The organism is Corallococcus sp. BB11-1, from assembly GCF_026626625.1.
In the GTDB taxonomy this organism is placed as follows: Bacteria; Myxococcota; Myxococcia; order Myxococcales; family Myxococcaceae; genus Corallococcus; species Corallococcus soli.
The window spans coordinates 293158-309203 of sequence record NZ_JAPNJY010000031.1; the positions used below are offsets into that span (position 1 = coordinate 293158).

At 70.5% G+C, this 16046-nt stretch carries 16 protein-coding genes; 13 read left to right on the top strand and 3 right to left on the bottom strand.

What is annotated here, in order from left to right; translation table 11 throughout:
• The first annotated feature begins 25 nt into the window (after nt 1–25).
• The 5 genes from OV207_RS27275 to OV207_RS27295 are packed head-to-tail and all read left to right on the top strand — an operon-like array spanning nt 26 to nt 4707.
• Nucleotides 26–901 (top strand): SCO family protein, encoded by an 876-nt coding sequence (locus OV207_RS27275; protein ID WP_193430809.1) that lies wholly within the window; start codon nt 26–28, stop codon nt 899–901.
• Nucleotides 898–1944: a cytochrome c oxidase subunit II gene (gene coxB, locus OV207_RS27280; protein WP_267557991.1), complete on the top strand. Its 1047-nt coding sequence runs from the start codon at nt 898–900 to the stop codon at nt 1942–1944. Before OV207_RS27275 ends, coxB begins: the two co-directional genes overlap by 4 nt.
• A complete protein-coding gene (locus OV207_RS27285) occupies nt 1928–3604 on the top strand; it encodes a cytochrome c oxidase subunit I (protein WP_267557992.1) in 1677 nt (558 codons plus the stop codon). Before coxB ends, OV207_RS27285 begins: the two co-directional genes overlap by 17 nt.
• The gene (locus OV207_RS27290; RefSeq protein WP_267557993.1) at nt 3597–4259 is read left to right on the top strand and encodes a cytochrome c oxidase subunit 3 family protein; all 663 of its coding nucleotides are present in this window, start codon (nt 3597–3599) and stop codon (nt 4257–4259) included. The genes OV207_RS27285 and OV207_RS27290 overlap by 8 nt, the downstream gene beginning before the upstream one ends.
• Before the next feature lie 10 nt (nt 4260–4269).
• Nucleotides 4270–4707 (top strand): cytochrome C oxidase subunit IV family protein, encoded by a 438-nt coding sequence (locus OV207_RS27295; protein ID WP_267557994.1) that lies wholly within the window; start codon nt 4270–4272, stop codon nt 4705–4707.
• An 87-nt stretch (nt 4708–4794) separates the two neighbouring features.
• On the opposite strand, the gene OV207_RS27300 is transcribed toward OV207_RS27295, so the two are convergent.
• Nucleotides 4795–5859 (bottom strand): DUF481 domain-containing protein, encoded by a 1065-nt coding sequence (locus OV207_RS27300; RefSeq protein WP_267557995.1) that lies wholly within the window; start codon nt 5857–5859, stop codon nt 4795–4797.
• 170 nt (nt 5860–6029) lie between these two features.
• Here OV207_RS27300 and OV207_RS27305 point away from each other — a divergent pair, with 170 nt between their 5' ends.
• From OV207_RS27305 to OV207_RS27325, 5 genes are read left to right on the top strand one after another with little or no spacing between them, the layout of a single operon-like run.
• Complete coding sequence (locus tag OV207_RS27305; protein WP_267557996.1) at nt 6030–6701, top strand: hypothetical protein; 672 nt, start codon at nt 6030–6032, stop codon at nt 6699–6701.
• A gap of 43 nt (nt 6702–6744) precedes the next feature.
• Nucleotides 6745–7701: a GNAT family N-acetyltransferase gene (locus OV207_RS27310; RefSeq protein ID WP_267557997.1), complete on the top strand. Its 957-nt coding sequence runs from the start codon at nt 6745–6747 to the stop codon at nt 7699–7701.
• A 31-nt stretch (nt 7702–7732) separates the two neighbouring features.
• Nucleotides 7733–8869 carry a zinc finger protein gene (locus OV207_RS27315; RefSeq protein WP_267557998.1) on the top strand — a complete coding sequence of 379 codons (1137 nt, stop codon included), beginning with the start codon at nt 7733–7735 and terminating at the stop codon, nt 8867–8869.
• A 9-nt stretch (nt 8870–8878) separates the two neighbouring features.
• Nucleotides 8879–9211, top strand: coding sequence for a YkgJ family cysteine cluster protein (locus tag OV207_RS27320; protein ID WP_267557999.1), 333 nt, complete (start codon nt 8879–8881; stop codon nt 9209–9211).
• Nucleotides 9208–10197, top strand: a complete 990-nt coding sequence (locus tag OV207_RS27325; RefSeq protein WP_267558000.1) for a hydrolase — start codon at nt 9208–9210, stop codon at nt 10195–10197. The genes OV207_RS27320 and OV207_RS27325 overlap by 4 nt, the downstream gene beginning before the upstream one ends.
• A gap of 21 nt (nt 10198–10218) precedes the next feature.
• On the opposite strand, the gene OV207_RS27330 is transcribed toward OV207_RS27325, so the two are convergent.
• Nucleotides 10219–10827: a hypothetical protein gene (locus OV207_RS27330; RefSeq protein ID WP_193430799.1), complete on the bottom strand. Its 609-nt coding sequence runs from the start codon at nt 10825–10827 to the stop codon at nt 10219–10221.
• A 1309-nt stretch (nt 10828–12136) separates the two neighbouring features.
• Between OV207_RS27330 and OV207_RS27335 the strand changes: the two genes are divergently transcribed.
• Entirely contained in the window at nt 12137–13258 is a 1122-nt protein-coding gene (locus tag OV207_RS27335) for an IPT/TIG domain-containing protein (RefSeq protein WP_267558001.1), read from the top strand.
• Nucleotides 13255–13863 (top strand): outer membrane beta-barrel protein, encoded by a 609-nt coding sequence (locus OV207_RS27340; RefSeq protein WP_267558002.1) that lies wholly within the window; start codon nt 13255–13257, stop codon nt 13861–13863. Before OV207_RS27335 ends, OV207_RS27340 begins: the two co-directional genes overlap by 4 nt.
• A gap of 16 nt (nt 13864–13879) precedes the next feature.
• Here OV207_RS27340 and OV207_RS27345 read toward each other — a convergent pair whose 3' ends face one another.
• Nucleotides 13880–14290, bottom strand: coding sequence for a DNA-binding response regulator (locus OV207_RS27345; protein ID WP_193428820.1), 411 nt, complete (start codon nt 14288–14290; stop codon nt 13880–13882).
• 326 nt (nt 14291–14616) lie between these two features.
• On the opposite strand from OV207_RS27345, the gene OV207_RS27350 reads away from it, so the two are divergent.
• Nucleotides 14617–16014, top strand: coding sequence for a DEAD/DEAH box helicase family protein (locus OV207_RS27350; protein WP_267558152.1), 1398 nt, complete (start codon nt 14617–14619; stop codon nt 16012–16014).
• Nucleotides 16015–16046: the final 32 nt, after the last annotated feature.

Sequence of the window (16046 nt, forward strand, 5' to 3'; positions counted from 1 at the left end):
CCTTCACCCGAGCCGCGCCCCCGCCATGCCGTCCCTCCTCCCGAACACCTCCGCCCGCTCCGTCGGGCTCCTCGCGGCGGTCGCGCTGGTGTTCGCCAGCGCCCTGCCGGCGTCCGCCCTGCCGGGCGGAGGCCGGACGCCCCGCGCCATCGTGGAGGCGGACTCCGACCTGCCCCCGCCCATCAGCGGCGTGGACGTGCAGGAGCACCTGGGCGAGCCCATCCCGCTGGAGACCCGCTTCCTGGACTCCTCGGGGGAAGAAGTGCGGCTGGGGGGCCTGCTGTCGAAGACGCGCCCCACCCTGCTCACGCTGGTGTACTACGAGTGCCCCATGCTCTGTAGCCTCGTCCTCAACGAACAGGTCCGCGTGATGCGCGACCTGGGGCTTGAGCTGGGCAAGGACTACGAGGCCCTCACGGTCAGCATCGACCCGAAGGACACCCCGGGCCAGAGCGCGGAGCGCCGCCGCAAGTACCTGCAGTCCATGGGCAAGCCGGAGTCGGCCCCCTGGCATTTCCTCACCGGCACCGACGAGAACATCCGCAAGCTCGCCGACGCCGTGGGCTTCCAGTACACGTATGAGCCGAGCACGAAGCAGTACGCCCACCCCGCGGTGGTCACCGTGCTCACCCCGGAGGGGAGCATTTCGCGCTACCTCTACGGCACGTCATTCGACCGCCAGAATGCGAAGCTCGCGCTGCTGGAAGCGGCGGGCGGTCGGGTTGGGACGAGCTTCGATCGCATCGTCATGTCCTGTTTCAAGTATGACACCGCCACGCGGCGGTACGGTTTCTACATCTTCGGATTCATCCGCCTGGGCTCCCTTGCCGTCTTCGGCGCCCTGGCCACGATGCTGATCTATTTCTGGAGGCGCGAGCTGAAGAAAGGCGCGACTACATGAGCGACCTGGCCAACCAATTCCTGTTCCTCCCGGAGCGCGCGTCCACGTTCGCGGAACGGGTCGACTTCCTGCACTACTTCGTCGTCGGTACGACGATGGTGATGTCCGCGGGCGTCGGTCTCGCGGCGCTCTTCATGTTCTTCCGCTACCGTCGGCGGGAGGCCCACCAGACGACGGAATACGTCGTGCCGGACCTGAAGACGGAGTTCCTCTTCGTCTCCGTGCCGCTGGTGTTCTTCCTGGCGTGGTTCGCCATCGGGTTCCGGGACTTCACCTGGTACACCACCCCGCCCAAGGACTCGATGGATGTCTACGTCATGGGCAAGCAGTGGATGTGGAAGTTCTCCTACCCGGAGGGCCCCAACGGCGTGAACGTGCTGCACGTCCCGGCGAACCGCCCGGTGCGTCTGCTCATCACGTCCCGCGACGTCATCCACTCCTTCTACGTCCCGTCCTTCCGCATCAAGATGGACGCGCTGCCGGGCCGCTACACGCAGGCCTGGTTCGAGGCGACGAAGCCCGGCACGTACCAGGTGCTCTGCACCGAGTACTGCGGCCTGTCGCACTCGAAGATGCTGGCCGAGGTCGTCGTGCTCGCGCCGGAGGACTACGAGAACTGGCTGAAGGAGCAGCAGCGCGGCCGCCTGCAGGACCGGCAGGACGCGCTCGCGGACACCTCGCTGGTGCCCCCCGCGGCCCGCATGTCGGAGCAGGGCCAGAAGCTGGTCGGCACGCAGGGCTGCCTCGGCTGCCACTCGGTGGACGGCTCCAGGCACATTGGCCCCACCTTCCTGGGCATGTACGACCGCACGGAGAAGCTCGCCGACGGCCAGGACATCCGCGTGGATGAAGCCTACATCACCCAGTCGATGATGGACCCGGGCGCGCACATCGTCGCCGGCTACCAGAACGTGATGCCGACCTACCAGGGCAAGCTGCAGGGCCCCGAGTCGGCCGCCATCGTCGAGTACATCAAGTCGCTGCGCACTGCGAACGTGCGCGAGAGCGCTTCCGAGGGACCCGCCTATGACCCCATCCAGTAGCATCGCCGCGCCGGGGGCAGTCCCCGGCCATGAGGCGACCGACGACCACGGCCACCACCCGAGCTACCTGACGGACGGCACCACGGTGAAGTCGTGGCTGCTGACGGTGGACCACAAGCGCATCGGCATCATGTACATGGCCTGGGTGCTGCTCTTCTTCCTGGTGGGCGGCATCTTCGCGCTGCTCATCCGGATCGAGCTGCTGACGCCCGGTCCGACCATCATGGACGCGATGACGTACAACCGCGTCTTCACGCTGCATGGCATCGTCATGATCTTCCTGTTCATGATCCCTGCCATCCCGGCCATCTTCGGCAACTTCATGCTGCCGCTGATGCTGGGCGCGAAGGACGTGGCGTTCCCGCGGCTGAACCTGCTGTCGCTCTACGTGTACCTGGCGGGCGCGGGCTTCGCGCTCTGGGGCATGCTCAACGGCGGCCTGGACACCGGCTGGACGTTCTACACGCCGTACAGCGCGCACACGACGACGTCGGTGGCGCCAGTGCTCTTCGGCGCGTTCATCATCGGGTTCAGCTCCATCCTCACGGGCATGAACTTCATCGTCACCGCGCACACCATGCGGGCGCCGGGCATCACCTGGTTCAAGATGCCCCTGATGGTCTGGGCGCTCTACGCGACCAGCTGCATCCAGGTGCTCGCGACGCCGGTGATTGGCCTGCTGCTCCTGCTGGTGACGGCGGAGAACCTGTTCAGCCTGGGCATGTTCGACGTGGCCCGCGGCGGCGACCCGGTCCTCTTCCAGCACCTGTTCTGGTTCTACAGCCACCCGGCCGTGTACATCATGGTGCTGCCGGCGTTCGGCGTGATGAGCGAGGTCGTCGCGACCTTCAGCCGCAAGAACATCTTCGGCTACCGCGCGGTGGCGTACTCCAGCGTGGGCATCGCCTTCGTGGGCTTCTTCGCCTGGGGCCACCACATGTTCGTGTCCGGCCAGTCGACCTTCAACGCCGGCGTGTTCGGCGTGCTGTCCATGCTGGTGGGCGTCTTCACCGCCATCAAGGTCTTCAACTGGGTGGGCACCGTCTACAAGGGCGCGGTGGAGTTCAGCACCCCGTTCGCCTACTTCTGCGGCTTCCTGTTCTTCACCGTGTTCGGTGGCATGACGGGCATCGCGGTGGCGACGGTGTCGCTGGACGTGCCGTGGCACGACACGTACTTCGTCGTGGCGCACTTCCACTTCATCATGGTGGGCGCGACGATCATGGCCTTCCTGGCCGCGCTCCACTACTGGTTCCCGAAGATGTTCGGGAAGATGTACCACGAGGGGTGGGGCCTGGTGTCCGCGGCGCTCATCATCCTGGGCTTCAACGCGACGTTCATCCCCCAGTTCCTCGTGGGCAACGCGGGCATGCCGCGCCGCTACTACGAGTACCCGGAGCGCTTCCAGGCGCTGAACGTGGCGTCCACGGCCGGTGCGTCGCTGCTGGCGTTCGGTTTCATCATCATCGCCATCTACCTGACGTACGCGCTCATCTACGGCGAGCGCGCGGACAACCCGTGGAACAGCAAGGGCTACGAGTGGCTGACGGCGTCGCCGCCGCCCACCCACAACTTCATTGGCCCCCAGCCGACGTATCCCGAGGAGCCCCACTTCTACGTGGATCCGAACACGGGCAAGGGCGAGGTGTCGGATGTCTAGCGCGCACGTGACGCCGGGCTCGGTGCCCGGTCCCAAGCTGGCCGCCCACTTCGCGTCGCTGGAGGTGCAGAAGCACGCGGCGCGGCTGGGCATGTGGCTGTTCCTGGCCACGGAAATCCTGCTCTTCGCCGGTCTGTTCGCGTGCTACGCGGCGTACCGCTTCCTGTTCCCGGAAGCGTGGGCCGCGTGCAGCCGCGAGCTGGACCTGACGATGGGCACCGTCAACACGGTGGTGCTCATCACCTCCTCGTTCACCGCCGCCATGGCGGTGCACTACGCCAAGGAGGGCAAGAACAAGATGGTGGGGCACATGTTCGTGCTCACCCTGCTGATGGCCGTGGCGTTCCTCGTCATCAAGTACTTCGAGTACAAGCACAAGTTCGAGGTCGGGACGCTGCCGGGCCGGTACTACTTCTACGAAGGCATCCAGCTGCCGGGCGCCCCGCTGTACTTCACGGTGTACTTCGCCTCCACCGCGCTGCACGGCCTGCACGTCCTCATCGGCATGACGGTGCTGATGTTCTCCACGGTGCGCGCGTACCGCGTCGGGGACTTCAGCGCGAACAACTACACGATGGTCGAGCTGGGCTCCATGTACTGGCACCTCGTCGACCTGGTGTGGATCTTCCTCTTCCCGATGCTGTACCTGGTCTGAGAGCTACGACATGGCCATCGCCAACGAATCACATCAGGAAGAGCAGAACATGCAGGAGCACCACGGCGCCGGGCGCTACGTGGTCATCTGGGTGGTCCTGCTCGTGCTCACGCTCGTCACCGTCTACACCGGCCGCATGCACCTGCCGGACTTCGGTCTCCTGCTGGCGCTCGTCATCGCCAGCGTGAAGGGCACGCTGGTGGCGCTGTACTTCATGCACCTGTCCGAGCACCGGGGCGCCAACCGCCTGGTGTTCGGGGTGTCCATCGCGTTCGTGGTGCTGCTCATCGGCTTCACGCTGATGGACTTCGGCACGCGCTTCCGCCTGGCCAACCCTCCGGGCTCGCAGTACAGCGACCTGCAGGCGGTGGACATCGGCGCGAACCAGGCCGAGGGCCGCCAGGGCGGGCACCTGGACCCGAAGCAGAAGGGCGAGAAGCACGAGTAGCTTCGGCGGCTTCTAGTCTGGAAGCATGAACGCGGCGCCCGGGATTGCTCCCTGGCGCCGCGTCGCTTTTGGGGACTGCCCGCGCGACTACAGCGCGATGGTCAGGTTGAAGGAGAGCGCCGTGTCGGTGGACACCTTGCCCGGGGGCGGGGCGCTGTCCGACTTCACGAGGAAGCCCACGCCCAGGGCCAGCGCGTCGGTGAGGTTCGCCATCACCTGCGTCTGGCTGTTGAAGAGCACGCGGGATTCGGTGATGACGCTCACCAGGATCTCCGCCTCTTCCTGGAAGGTGATGTCCTTGGAGATGCCGTAGCGGAACAGGACACCGAAGCGCGGGCCGCCCAGGTCCACGTCCGGCAGGTCCAGGCGCTCCGGGTAGTACTGGAAGCGCGTCTCACGCGCATAGCGGAAGGCGAAGTCGGTGCGCAGCGTGGAGTCCCGCACGCCCAGCTTCTCGTCCTTCTTGGTGTCGAACCAGAGGATGCTGGCGCCGGCTTCACCGTAGGGCCGCGACTCGACGCTGCCGACGTGGTCCGTCAGGGCGCCCGCCAGCAGGTAGCCGCTGAGGTGCTCGGTGAAGCGGCGGTCGCCACGCAGCTCGATGCCGGCGGTGAGGGCCACCACCTGCGACAGCGACTCCACCCCTCCTTCCAGTTGGGGCGGGCGGCTGCGGCCGTACGCGCCGAAGGCCTTCACCGAGTAGATCCACCGCTCCGTCTTGCGCAGCGCGCTCGCGAGCCCGCTCACCGTCAGCGTGGACGCGTTGCCGGTGAGGGAGATGAGGCTCAGGCCCACGCTGACGTCCCAGACGCTGGGCTTCGTGGCGTCGGGCGCGGCGGCGGCGGCGGGCGGCGCCACCGGGGGCGGGGCGATGGGCCCCTGCGCCGTCACCTCGGCCAGGCGCTCGATGGCCGCCGCGAGCCGGGCGCTGGCCTCGGCGGCGCGCTCGGCGGCGAGGGCGGCGCGCTCGGCGGCGAGGGCGGACCGCTCGGCGGCGGGGGCATCCGCGGCAATCACGGAGGGCGGCGTCGGCGGAACGGGGGCGGCCTGGGCACGCGCGGCGGGCGGAGGCGGCGGCGCGGCGGGACGGGGCGCGGGCGGCGGGGTCTGGGCTTGCAGTGAGGTGGCGAGCAGCAGTGCGACGGGGAGCATCGGGTTTCCTTGGGTCTGAAGCAGGTGCGGCGACCGGACCTGCGGGGGAGCAATGGGGACCGGGCTCCCTTTTCCGGCGCGCACTTCTTAGCGCATGCGGGACATGGAGCGTCCGGACCTTCTAGGCTTGAGGCGCGGGTCCCTGGGGCCCGGTACGCGAGGACCCGCCCTTGAGAGCTGCCCTGCCCCTGCTGCTGAGCGCCCTGCTGTCGTGGCCCGTCCTGGCGACGGCGGCCCAGAAGGTCACCGTGCCGGTGGACGTGGGCGTGGGCCCGGCGGTGTTCATGTTCTTCGGGCCCGTCTTCGAAGACCAGGCCCTCCACACGGGGCTGAAGCTGTCGGTGGACGCGGTGCTGGACAAGGAGTGGCTGCGCAAGAACCAGCGCGTCATCCCGAGCCGCTACCGCAAGCAGGCCAAGAAGGTGGAGGAGATCCGCATCTCACCGTCCATCTTCATCCCCGACTCGCTCATCATCTCGCCAAAGTACCGCGACACGGGCATGTACGGCGTCACGTTCAAGCCGCTGGGCCTGGGGCTGCCGCTGTCGTCCAGTCCGGTGCGCTTCACGGTGGGCGCGGGGCTGGTGTTGACGTACGCGTACATCTTCTCCGACACGCTGGCGGACACGCACTTCCTCCGGCCCGGCGCGGAGGTGGGCGCGGACCTGGAGTTCCAGTTGTCGAAGAGCTTCCTCATCAGCGTGGGCTGGGAGTCCACCTTCTACGTGCCGCAGGAGCTGGGCGGGCTGGGGCTGCCGGACACGCTGGGCGACGGCATCTTCCACGTGGGGCAGGCGTACCTGCAGTTCCACTTCCGCTTCCCGTACAGCACGCGGCTGTAGGGCTCGCGCCGGGAGGGGCTGCGCGTCTAGCCTGCCCGGCACCATGTCCCTCGTCCTCGCCTCCGACGCGCAGAAGGCCGCGCGCGACGCCGTCACCCACGCCGCGTGGGGCTCCCCGCTCAGCGTGGCGCAGTACCAGGAGCGCGAGGCGCGCCTGCGGGCCCACCCGTGGAGCCGCGAGGCCATGAGCACCTGGCTGTGGGTGGGGGACGACGGCGCGGTGCTGGCCTCGTGCGAGACGTTCCGCACCGACAGCTTCCTGCGCGGCGAGGACGGGCGGTACGCGCAGGGTGACAGCTACGCCATCGCCAGCGTCTTCACCGAGACCGCCTTGCGCGGCCGGGGATACGCCACGCGGTTGATGGACGCGGTCGCCCTGGAGTTGGAGCGCGTGGCGCCGCGCCCGCACGCCGTCGTCCTGTTCTCCGACGTCGGGGCGCCGCTGTATCGCCGCTCCGGATACGTGGAGGTGCCCGCGTGGGACTGGCACCTGGATGCCTCACCGGAGCCCGGAGGCCGCGCCGTGGACGGCGGGCTCCAGGAGACGGACGTGGCCCGGGCGCTCGGACGGATGCGGCGGCCCGGGGTGCCCTTCCATCTCTGGCCCTCGGCCTCGCAGGTGGACTGGCACCTGGAGCGGGAGCGCATCTACGCGGAGCTGCTGGAGAGGCCGCGCCCCCAGACGTGCGGCGCGGTGGTGGGGGCGTCCACGGCGCTGTGGACGATGATGGCCCGCTACGGAGAGCTGGTGGTGCTGATGCTGGATGCGCGGGACGCCTCCGAAGCGCAGGCCCTGCTGGGAGAAGCACGCCGCGTGGCGCACCGGGCGGGGCTCAAGCGGGTGGTGTGGTGGGAGGAGGCCGCGACGGCGCCGCTGCTCGCGGGCGTGCCCGGGGCCGTGCGCGCGCCGAGGGACGGCTCGCTGCCCATGCTGCGCCCCCTGCGGCCGGGCCTGCCTCCCGCACCCGAGGTCCCCTTCCCTCGCGCCCTCTGGGTGTGACGTCCCCCCACGGGTCCCCTAGGATGGGCGCATGGCGGAACGAAGGCGCATCATCGAGGGAACCTGGAACTGCACGTCCTGCGGCGCGAAGAACATCCCCGCGCGCCACAAGAACTGCCCCTCCTGCAACAACCCCCGCGAGCTCACGGGCAAGGAGTCGGAGTTCGACTTCGGTGACGTGGACGCGGCCGGCAGGTCCACCCGCGAGGGCGTCACCGACGAACAGGCCCTGGACCTGGCGGGCGCGGGCGAGGACTGGTTCTGCGCCTACTGCGGCGCCTCCAACCGGGGCGATGTCACGGCCTGCCGGCAGTGCTCCGCGGAGCGCGGCTCGGACGCGAAGGCCGCGCCCATCGCGGACCTGTCCCCCCAGCCGCCCCCGAAGCCCGCGCCCAAACCCGGCAACTGGAAGAAGGTGGCGCTCATCGTGGCGGCCATCCTGGGCTCCTGCTGCTTCGGGACCTGCGCGATAGGGTACTGGGGAAACATGACGCACGACCTCCAGGGAGAGGTCACCGCCACGAACTGGCGCCGCGCCGTGGTGCAGGAGCGCTTCCTCCCGGAGTCCCGCACGGGCTGGAGGGATCAACTGAGCAGCACCGCCCCGCGCATGCCGGTGGACGGCGCCGGCGAGGTGCCGGGCGTGACGAACATCCGCGACTGCGTGTCCCGCCAGCGCGGCACGCGCAAGGTGGCGGATGGCACGGAGCGCGTGTGCCGGACGAAGACGCGCAAGGTGGCCTGTGGCACCGAGGAGAAGTGCCGTCGCCGCGACAAGGGCAACGGCTTCGCCGAGGAGGTCTGCCACGACGAGACGAAGTACTGCAACGAGTCCTACGAGGACTGCCAGACCGAGACGCGCTACCGCAACGAGCCCGTCTTTTCGCAGCAGTGCACCTACGACACGTACGCGTGGAAGCAGGTGGATCAACGGGAGCTGAAGGGCACCGACGACCCGCCGCGCTGGCCGGAGCTGACGGCCGGAACGAACGAGCGGGTGCGGCGCGAGGAGTCCTACCGCGTGAGCGTGCGCTATGAAGACGACGGCGTGAAGGAACACGTGGTGGAGCCCCAGCGCGAGGACGAGTTCGTCGCGTGGAAGAAGGGCCAGGGCGTCACGCTCACCGTGACGAACCTGGGCAAGGTCGAGAAGGCCGTCCGCCGCTGAAGGAGTTGCATGGAGTGCACCTGCTGTGGCGCCTGCTGCGTGGCGCCGGACATCGCCGCGCTGGACAAGCCCCTGGGGCTGCGCTGCCCCCATCTGGCCGCGGACAACCTGTGCACCGTCTACGAGCGCAGGCCGCAGGTGTGCCGGGACTACGCGGCGGATGAGGTGTGCCGGCGCATCGAGGCGCCCACGCTGGAGGAGCGCGTGCACAACTACCTGGCCCTGTTCCAGCTCACCGGGGAGGCGGAGGCCGTTCGGGCCTCCGGCTGCGCCTCCATGCGGGCGGCCCGGGCGGTGGCGGGGCTGTCGGGACGTGCTCGGGCGCCAGGAGACGCGACGTGAAGTTCCAACCCACCGAACCCTTCGTCCCCGCGCCGGGGATCCGCGGCGCGCATGCGCAGACCATCTTCGCCTCGCTTGCGCGGCCCACCCGTTCACCGCCCCTGCGGCGCGAGCGGCGCGAGCTGCCGGACGGGGACTTCGTCGACCTGGACACCTTCGACGGTCCAACGGGCGCGCCGCACGTGGTGGTGCTGCATGGCCTGGAGGGTTCGTCCCAGGCGGGCTACGTCACGGAGGTGCTGCGGGGCGCGGCGAAGCGCGGCTGGGGTGCCACGGCGATCAACTTCCGCTCGTGCAGCGGGGAGCCGAACCGGCTGGCGCGCGCGTACCACTCCGGGGACACGAGCGACACGCTGCTCGTGATGGCGGACGTGGGCGCGCGCATCACCGGGCCCATGCTCGCGGTGGGGTTCTCGCTGGGGGCCAACGTGTTGTGCCGGCTGCTGGAGGAGACGGGCGACGCGGCCCCGGTGATGGCCGCCGCGTCCATCAGCGCGCCGTATGATCTGGATGCGTGCTGCCGGAAGCTGGACAGCGGGAGCGGCTTCCTCTGGTTCTACCGCCAGCGGTTCCTGCGCACGCTCAAGAGCAAGTCCCGCGCGAAGCTCCAGCGGTTTCCGGGCGCGTTCGACCTGAAGACGATGCAGGCGGCGCACACCATCCGGGCCTTCGATGACGTCGTCACCGGACCGCTGCATGGCTTCCAGGGGGCGGAGCACTACTACCGGGAGGCGTCCTCGGGGCCCCGGCTGGCGGACATCCGCCGGCCCACGCTGCTGTTGAGCGCCGCGGATGATCCGATGCTGGAAGCCCCGGTGATTCCGCCTTCGGCGCGGGGCAATCCGTTCCTCAGCGTGGTGCTGACCGAGCACGGCGGCCACGTGGGCTTCGTCGCGGGCAGCCTGGGGCGGCCGTCCTTCTGGGCCGAGAACCAGGCGCTGGTGTTCTTCGAGCGGGTGCTCGCCGAGCGGCCGGCGGCGGTGTAGCGCCGCTCCGTCCGCGCGGGCTCAGCCGAAGAAGAGCGCGAAGCCGAGCTTCGCGGACGGCTGCAGGGCGCGCATGCCCCAGGACTGCTTCTCCACGGGCGTGAGCGCGTCGCGGAAGGGCTCGTCCAGCTTCTGGAGGCTGGGGACCGCCATCTCCATGACGCTCATGCCGCCGCGCACGAAGAAGCTGAGCCGCCGCGTGGCGTTGAACTCCAGGCCCAGGTGCGCGCTGGCGTACGAGTAGCCCACGCGCTCCATGGAGGACGCGGGCAACAGCGTCCGGTCCGCGAGTCGCCGGTTGAGGGTCTCGGTGCTCGCGGCTTGCGCGTGACCGAGTTCCAGCGACAGCGAGGGTGAGAAGGTTCCGCGCAGCGGCAGCAGCGTGAGGCCCGCGCGCGCGGCAGCGCGAAGTCCGTTGTGCGCACCACCGATGTGCAGCCGGACGTGCGGCGAAGGCCGGAAGACCGCGGAGAGTCCCGCGCCTTCAGGCATGCCCGCGTCGAGCATCAGGCCGAAGGGCGCCAGGCGCTCCGGATCACTGGTGCGGCGTCGCACTTCCTGCGTCTGGGCAATGGCCGTGTGCGCCGCCAGGAACACGACTGCCGCGGTGAAGATGGACACCGCTCCCATGAGGCTTCTCCCCGTTCCAGACATCGCGATCCACCGCGATGAGATTTGCGAGGCGCGCCAGATTCCGGAAGTGACCCATCCGCGGAACCCGACGTCTCTTGCTTCCCCCCGACCCGCCACTCCACACCCGCCGTTGTTCTCCATCGCGTGCCGACCGTCGCGTCCCCGTGAGCTGCCATCAGGTTCGAGCGCGACCGTCTCGCAGCGACATGCCCTGCGTGCGTCACTGCCCATCACTCCCGTCCGGCGTGTCACGACCGCAATGCCGAACTCCCCCAACCTGCACACTGCGCCATCCCGTCGCACAGCCCCTACCGCGTCCTGCTTGCTGCCTTGCTGCCCCGACCCGCCCGTCCTGCCCCGTTCAACCGTGCTGCCCGTCCTGCGTGCTGCCCCGACCCGCCCGTCCTGATTGCTGCGCGTGCTGCATGCCGACCTGATCCGCCCGTCGTGCTCGTTCAACCTTGCTGCCCCGACCCGCCCGTCCTGCCCCGTTCAACCTTGCTGCCCCGTCCCGCCCAACCCCGTCCTGCCTTGCTGCCCCGACCCGCCCGTCCTGCCCCGTCCTGCCTTTGCTGCCCCGCCCCGCCCGACCCCGTCCTGCCTTGCTGCCCCGACCCGCCCGTCCCGCCCGTTCAACCTTGCTGCCCCGACCCGCCCGACCCCGTCCTGCCTTGCTGCCCGACCCGCCCATCCCGCCCGTTCAACCTTGCTGCCCCGACCCGCCCGTCCTGCCCCGTCCTGCCTTTGCTGCCCCGACCCGCCCATCCCGCCCGTTCAACCTTGCTGCCCCGTCCCGCCCAACCCCGTCCTGCCTTGCTGCCCCGTCCCGCCCGACCCCGTCCAACCTTGCTGCCCCGACCCGCCCGTCCTGCCCCGTCCTGCCTTTGCTGCCCCGTCCCGCCCAACCCCGTCCAGCCTTGCTGCCCCGACCCGCCCGACCCCGTCCTGCCTTTGCTGCCCCGACCCGCCCGTCCTGCCCCGTCCAACCTTGCTGCCCCGTCCCGCCCGACCCCGTCCTGCCTTTGCTGCCCTGCCCCCCATCCCGCCCTGCTCCCCCCGAAGCAGTGCGGCTCCCCCCCACCGTGCTGCCCGTCCCCCCCACCGTGCTGCCCGTCCTGCCTGGAGCCTTAGCATTCGCCGTGCCGTCGCTCCGCCACGGGATATTCCCTTGGAACATCAGCCACTTGAGTCTCCAGGCCCCTCAGAACAGGCGCTGCTGTGAGGTCAGGGCCGGAAAAAACTCCTGACCCTCCAGGGCCCCGGCCTAACGTGTGACAGCCTTGTTGACGGGATGATGGAGGAACCCGTGCGCCTTCCGGTCGCCGCCGCACTGCTCAGCCTGGTCGCCTGCTCCGAAGCGACCGAGGGCCCCACCCCGAAACTCGAAGGCCTCATCAATCCGCTCGAGCGGCTCGTCACCCCCGCGCGCGTCTGCAACGCCGGTGGCGGGGAGCGCGGCTGGCGTCTGGAACTCTTGGGCACGGGCTTCAACCCCCTGCCCCGCGACGCGCTCACCGACACGCCCACCGTGGAGCTGCCCCTCGTGACGCTGAGCGGCCCGAGCGACTACACCCTCCCCGCGGACCACCTCTTCTTCGCGCGCGCCGAATTGCTGCGCATGGACCTGCCCACCCGCGACAGCGCTCCCTCCAGCCAGCTCGTCCCCGGCGCCTACACCGTCGCCGTGACGAACCCCCTGGGCGGCACCTCCGAGTTGGAGGACGGCCTGCGCGTCGTGCCCCCCCCCGCGCTCACGAACATCACCCCGCCCCGGGGCTTCTTCTACGGCGCCGGCAGTCCGCTCATCATCGAAGGCAGCGGCTTCCGCGCGGACGCGCTCCCCCTCATCACGCTGCGCCGCGAGGGCGAAGAGGACCGGCCGCTCTTCACCCTCGTCGTCGTCTCCGACACGCGCATCGAGACCGAGGTGCCTCCCGCGACGCCCGAGGGCACCTACGACGTCGTCATCACCAACCCCGAGGGCTGCTCCACCACCCGCCCCCAGGCGCTCACCGTCACCTATCCGAAGCTGGGGCTGCTCACCCTGTCACCCCGGAGCGGCCCCGCCAGCGGTGACACGGCCATCACGCTCACCAACGCCCCGTCCGGCGACGAGCGCCCGTTCTCGCCCGGCATCCCGGACGTGTACCTGGTCGCCCCCGTGAAGGCGGATCCCAGCCAGCGCGTGAACATCCCGCTGCGGGACGTGGCGGTCGTGAGCGGCGGCTCCCAGCTCACCGCCACCGTGCCCACCTGCGCCGGGTTCGAGCCGCCCCCCGTCACGGATCCCCAGTGCCCCAACGGCATCGTGCCCGGCGGCCCCTACGCGCTCATCGTCGCGGACCCCAGCGGCGCGCTGGGCCAGGTGCCCGGGTCCGCGGGCTTCACCGTCTCCGCCTCCCTCCTCAACGACGCCCCCACCCCATGAACGCCTTCGCCCTGCTCGCGTTCGCGGCGCTGGCCGCCGCCCCGTCCCCGTCCCACAAGGACAAGGAAGGCCCCCTCTTCCTCGCGCCCAAGGTGGGCTTCATCAAGACCACCACGTCGCTTGGCGGGGACCTGTACCTCGCTGGCGAGGTGGGCTACCTCACGCCCCTGCTCCAGCGGCGGCTCGCGCTGGTGCTGGAGGTGAACTTCCACCGGCCCTCCACCACGGGGACGCTGCGCGGGCCCCAGTTGGACAATCTGGGCCAGGCCGTGGAGCGCCCCTACACGCTCGCCCAACGCGAGGTGGCCATCCAACTGTCCGCCGTGTTCCGCCTTCCCCGGGGGCTGGGGCCGCTCACGCCGTACTTCGGCGCGGGCCCGGGCCTGTACCTGCACCGCGCGACGGTGGAGGTGTTCGACAGCACCGCGTCGGAGAGCGGCGGCGGGCTGGGCTTCCAGGCGCTCGCGGGCGTGGAGCTGCCGCTGGGCCCTGGCGGCGCGTTCGTGGAGGCGCACTACCACTTCGCCCCCGTGAACCTGCTCACCACCGGCGAGGTGAACGTCGGGGGCGTGCTCGCGGCCCTGGGCTACCGGCTGCGGCTGTAGTCCCCCGGCCCGCGCCTCAGGCCCGGCCCACCGGCGGACGCAGCAGCCGCAGCAGGTGCTGGGCGAGCAGGTCCCGCACGGCCTGGAGCAGCGAGCCCATCAGGTGGTGCAGCGCCTCCGCCGTGTCGCCGTGCGCTTCCCGCACGCGCTCGGAGCGACCATCGAAGATGCGCAGCCGGCCGGGCACCAGCGAGATGACCGGCAGCGACGGGTGCCGCTTGCGCAAGAGGCCCAGGAACAACGGATGGTCCTCGTCCGGGCGGCGCAGGTCCACCACCACCAGGGCCGGCGTGTTCTCCGCGATGGAGGCGAAGGCGTCGTCCGGCTCGCCCGTGGCGGTCACCTCCACGTCCGGCTCCGCGTCGAGGAAGCGCCGGAGGAGCGTGCGCGACGCCAGGTGCGGACTGACGACCAGGACCCGCATCAAGAGGTCCACGCCCGGAAGGACGCGGGGGGCCACCCGGGCAGCGGGGAGCGGCGAGCAGCGACGGGGCGGGTCCTGGGCATGAGCATGAAGCAGGTAACGCCCGGGGGCCCACCAAAGCAACCCGTCCCGTCCTCCGAAGGCACGCCATGCCGCCGGGCAGTCGATCGTCCGCGCCCGTGGCTTCTTCCGGGCAACCCGGCCACAGTGGCGCGGCGCCGTCCAACCCGCTACTTCCCTTCCCGCGGAGGTCCCCTCCCGGGTCGGCTCCCGCGCCCGTCTTTCGAACCCGCGAACCTGCGGCCCCCCACGAGCCCGTCATCGACTCCCTGCCCGCCCCCCTCATCGAGCTGCACTACGACAGCGGCACGCTGGTGGCCCCGACGCTGCCCGAGGACGCGCGCCTGCGGGAGCTGTTCCAGAAGGATGCGCGCACGGGCGTCTTCCGCGCGCCGGCGCGCCACTACCGCGACGTCGTCATGCGCCTGCGCGAGTGCGGGCTGGCGTACGAGGACCGCGCGAAGCGCTTCGAGCCGGTGGAACTGCCCCTCTCCGTCCCCATCGAGCCGTTCCCGCACCAGCGGGCGGCGCTGGACGCGTGGACACGCGCGGGGGGCCGCGGGCTCGTGGAGCTGCCCACCGGCGCGGGCAAGACGCTGCTCGCGGTGCTGGCCATCGCCTGGGTGAAGCGGCCCACGCTGGTGGTGGTGCCCACGCTGGACCTGATGGCGCAGTGGCAGGGCGTGCTCGCGAAGTACTTCCCCGGCCCGGTGGGCATGGTGGGCGGCGGCGTCAACGACCGGCAGACGCTCACGGTGACGACGTACGACTCCGCCGCGATGCAGATGGAGTTCACCGGCAACCGCTTCGGCCTGCTCATCTGCGACGAGTGCCACCACCTGCCCGCGCCCAGCTACCGCTTCATCGCGGAGGGCACGCTCGCGCCCTACCGCCTGGGCCTCACCGCGACGCTCGCGCGCGCCGACGGTGGCGAGCGCGTGTGCGAGGAGCTGCTGGGCCCGCTGGTGCACCGCACCGGCATCGAGGAGCTCCAGGGCCAGTACCTGGCACCGTACGAGGTCCGCCGCGTCGAGGTGCCGCTGACGCCCGACGAGAAGACGCGCTACGACGAGGCGCGCGGCCGGTACCTCACCTTCGTGCGCAGGCTGGGCGTGCCCCTGGCGTCGCCGGAGGGCTGGGCGCGCTTCCTCGCGCAGAGCCAGCGCAGCGACGAGGGCCGCGCGGCCTACCAGGGCTACCGGGAGCAGCGCCGCATCGCGCTCACCTCCAGCGGCAAGCTGGACGCGCTGTGGCGCATCCTGCTGGAGCACCGCGAGGACCGCGTCATCGTCTTCACCGACGACAACGAGACGGTCTACACGCTGGCCCGCAGGCTGCTGCTGCCCGCGCTGACGCACCACACGCCGCTGCCGGAGCGCAAGGCGCTGCTGGCCGCGTTCGCCAGCGCGGAGCTCCCGGTGCTGCTCACCTCGCGGGTGCTCAACGAGGGCGTGGACGTGCCCGAGGCGCGCGTGGGCGTGGTGCTCAGTGGCAGCGGCAGCGTGCGCGAACACGTGCAGCGCCTGGGCCGCATCCTGCGGAAGCGGCCCGACAAGCGCGCCATCCTGTACGAAGTGTGCTCCGCGCAGACCGCGGAGAGCGGCATCAGCGAGCGCCGTCGCCAGCACCGCGCCTACCAGGAGGGCCCTCCGGATGCCGGCGCATGAGCGGCGCACCCCGCCCGGGCTCGGAGGCGGCC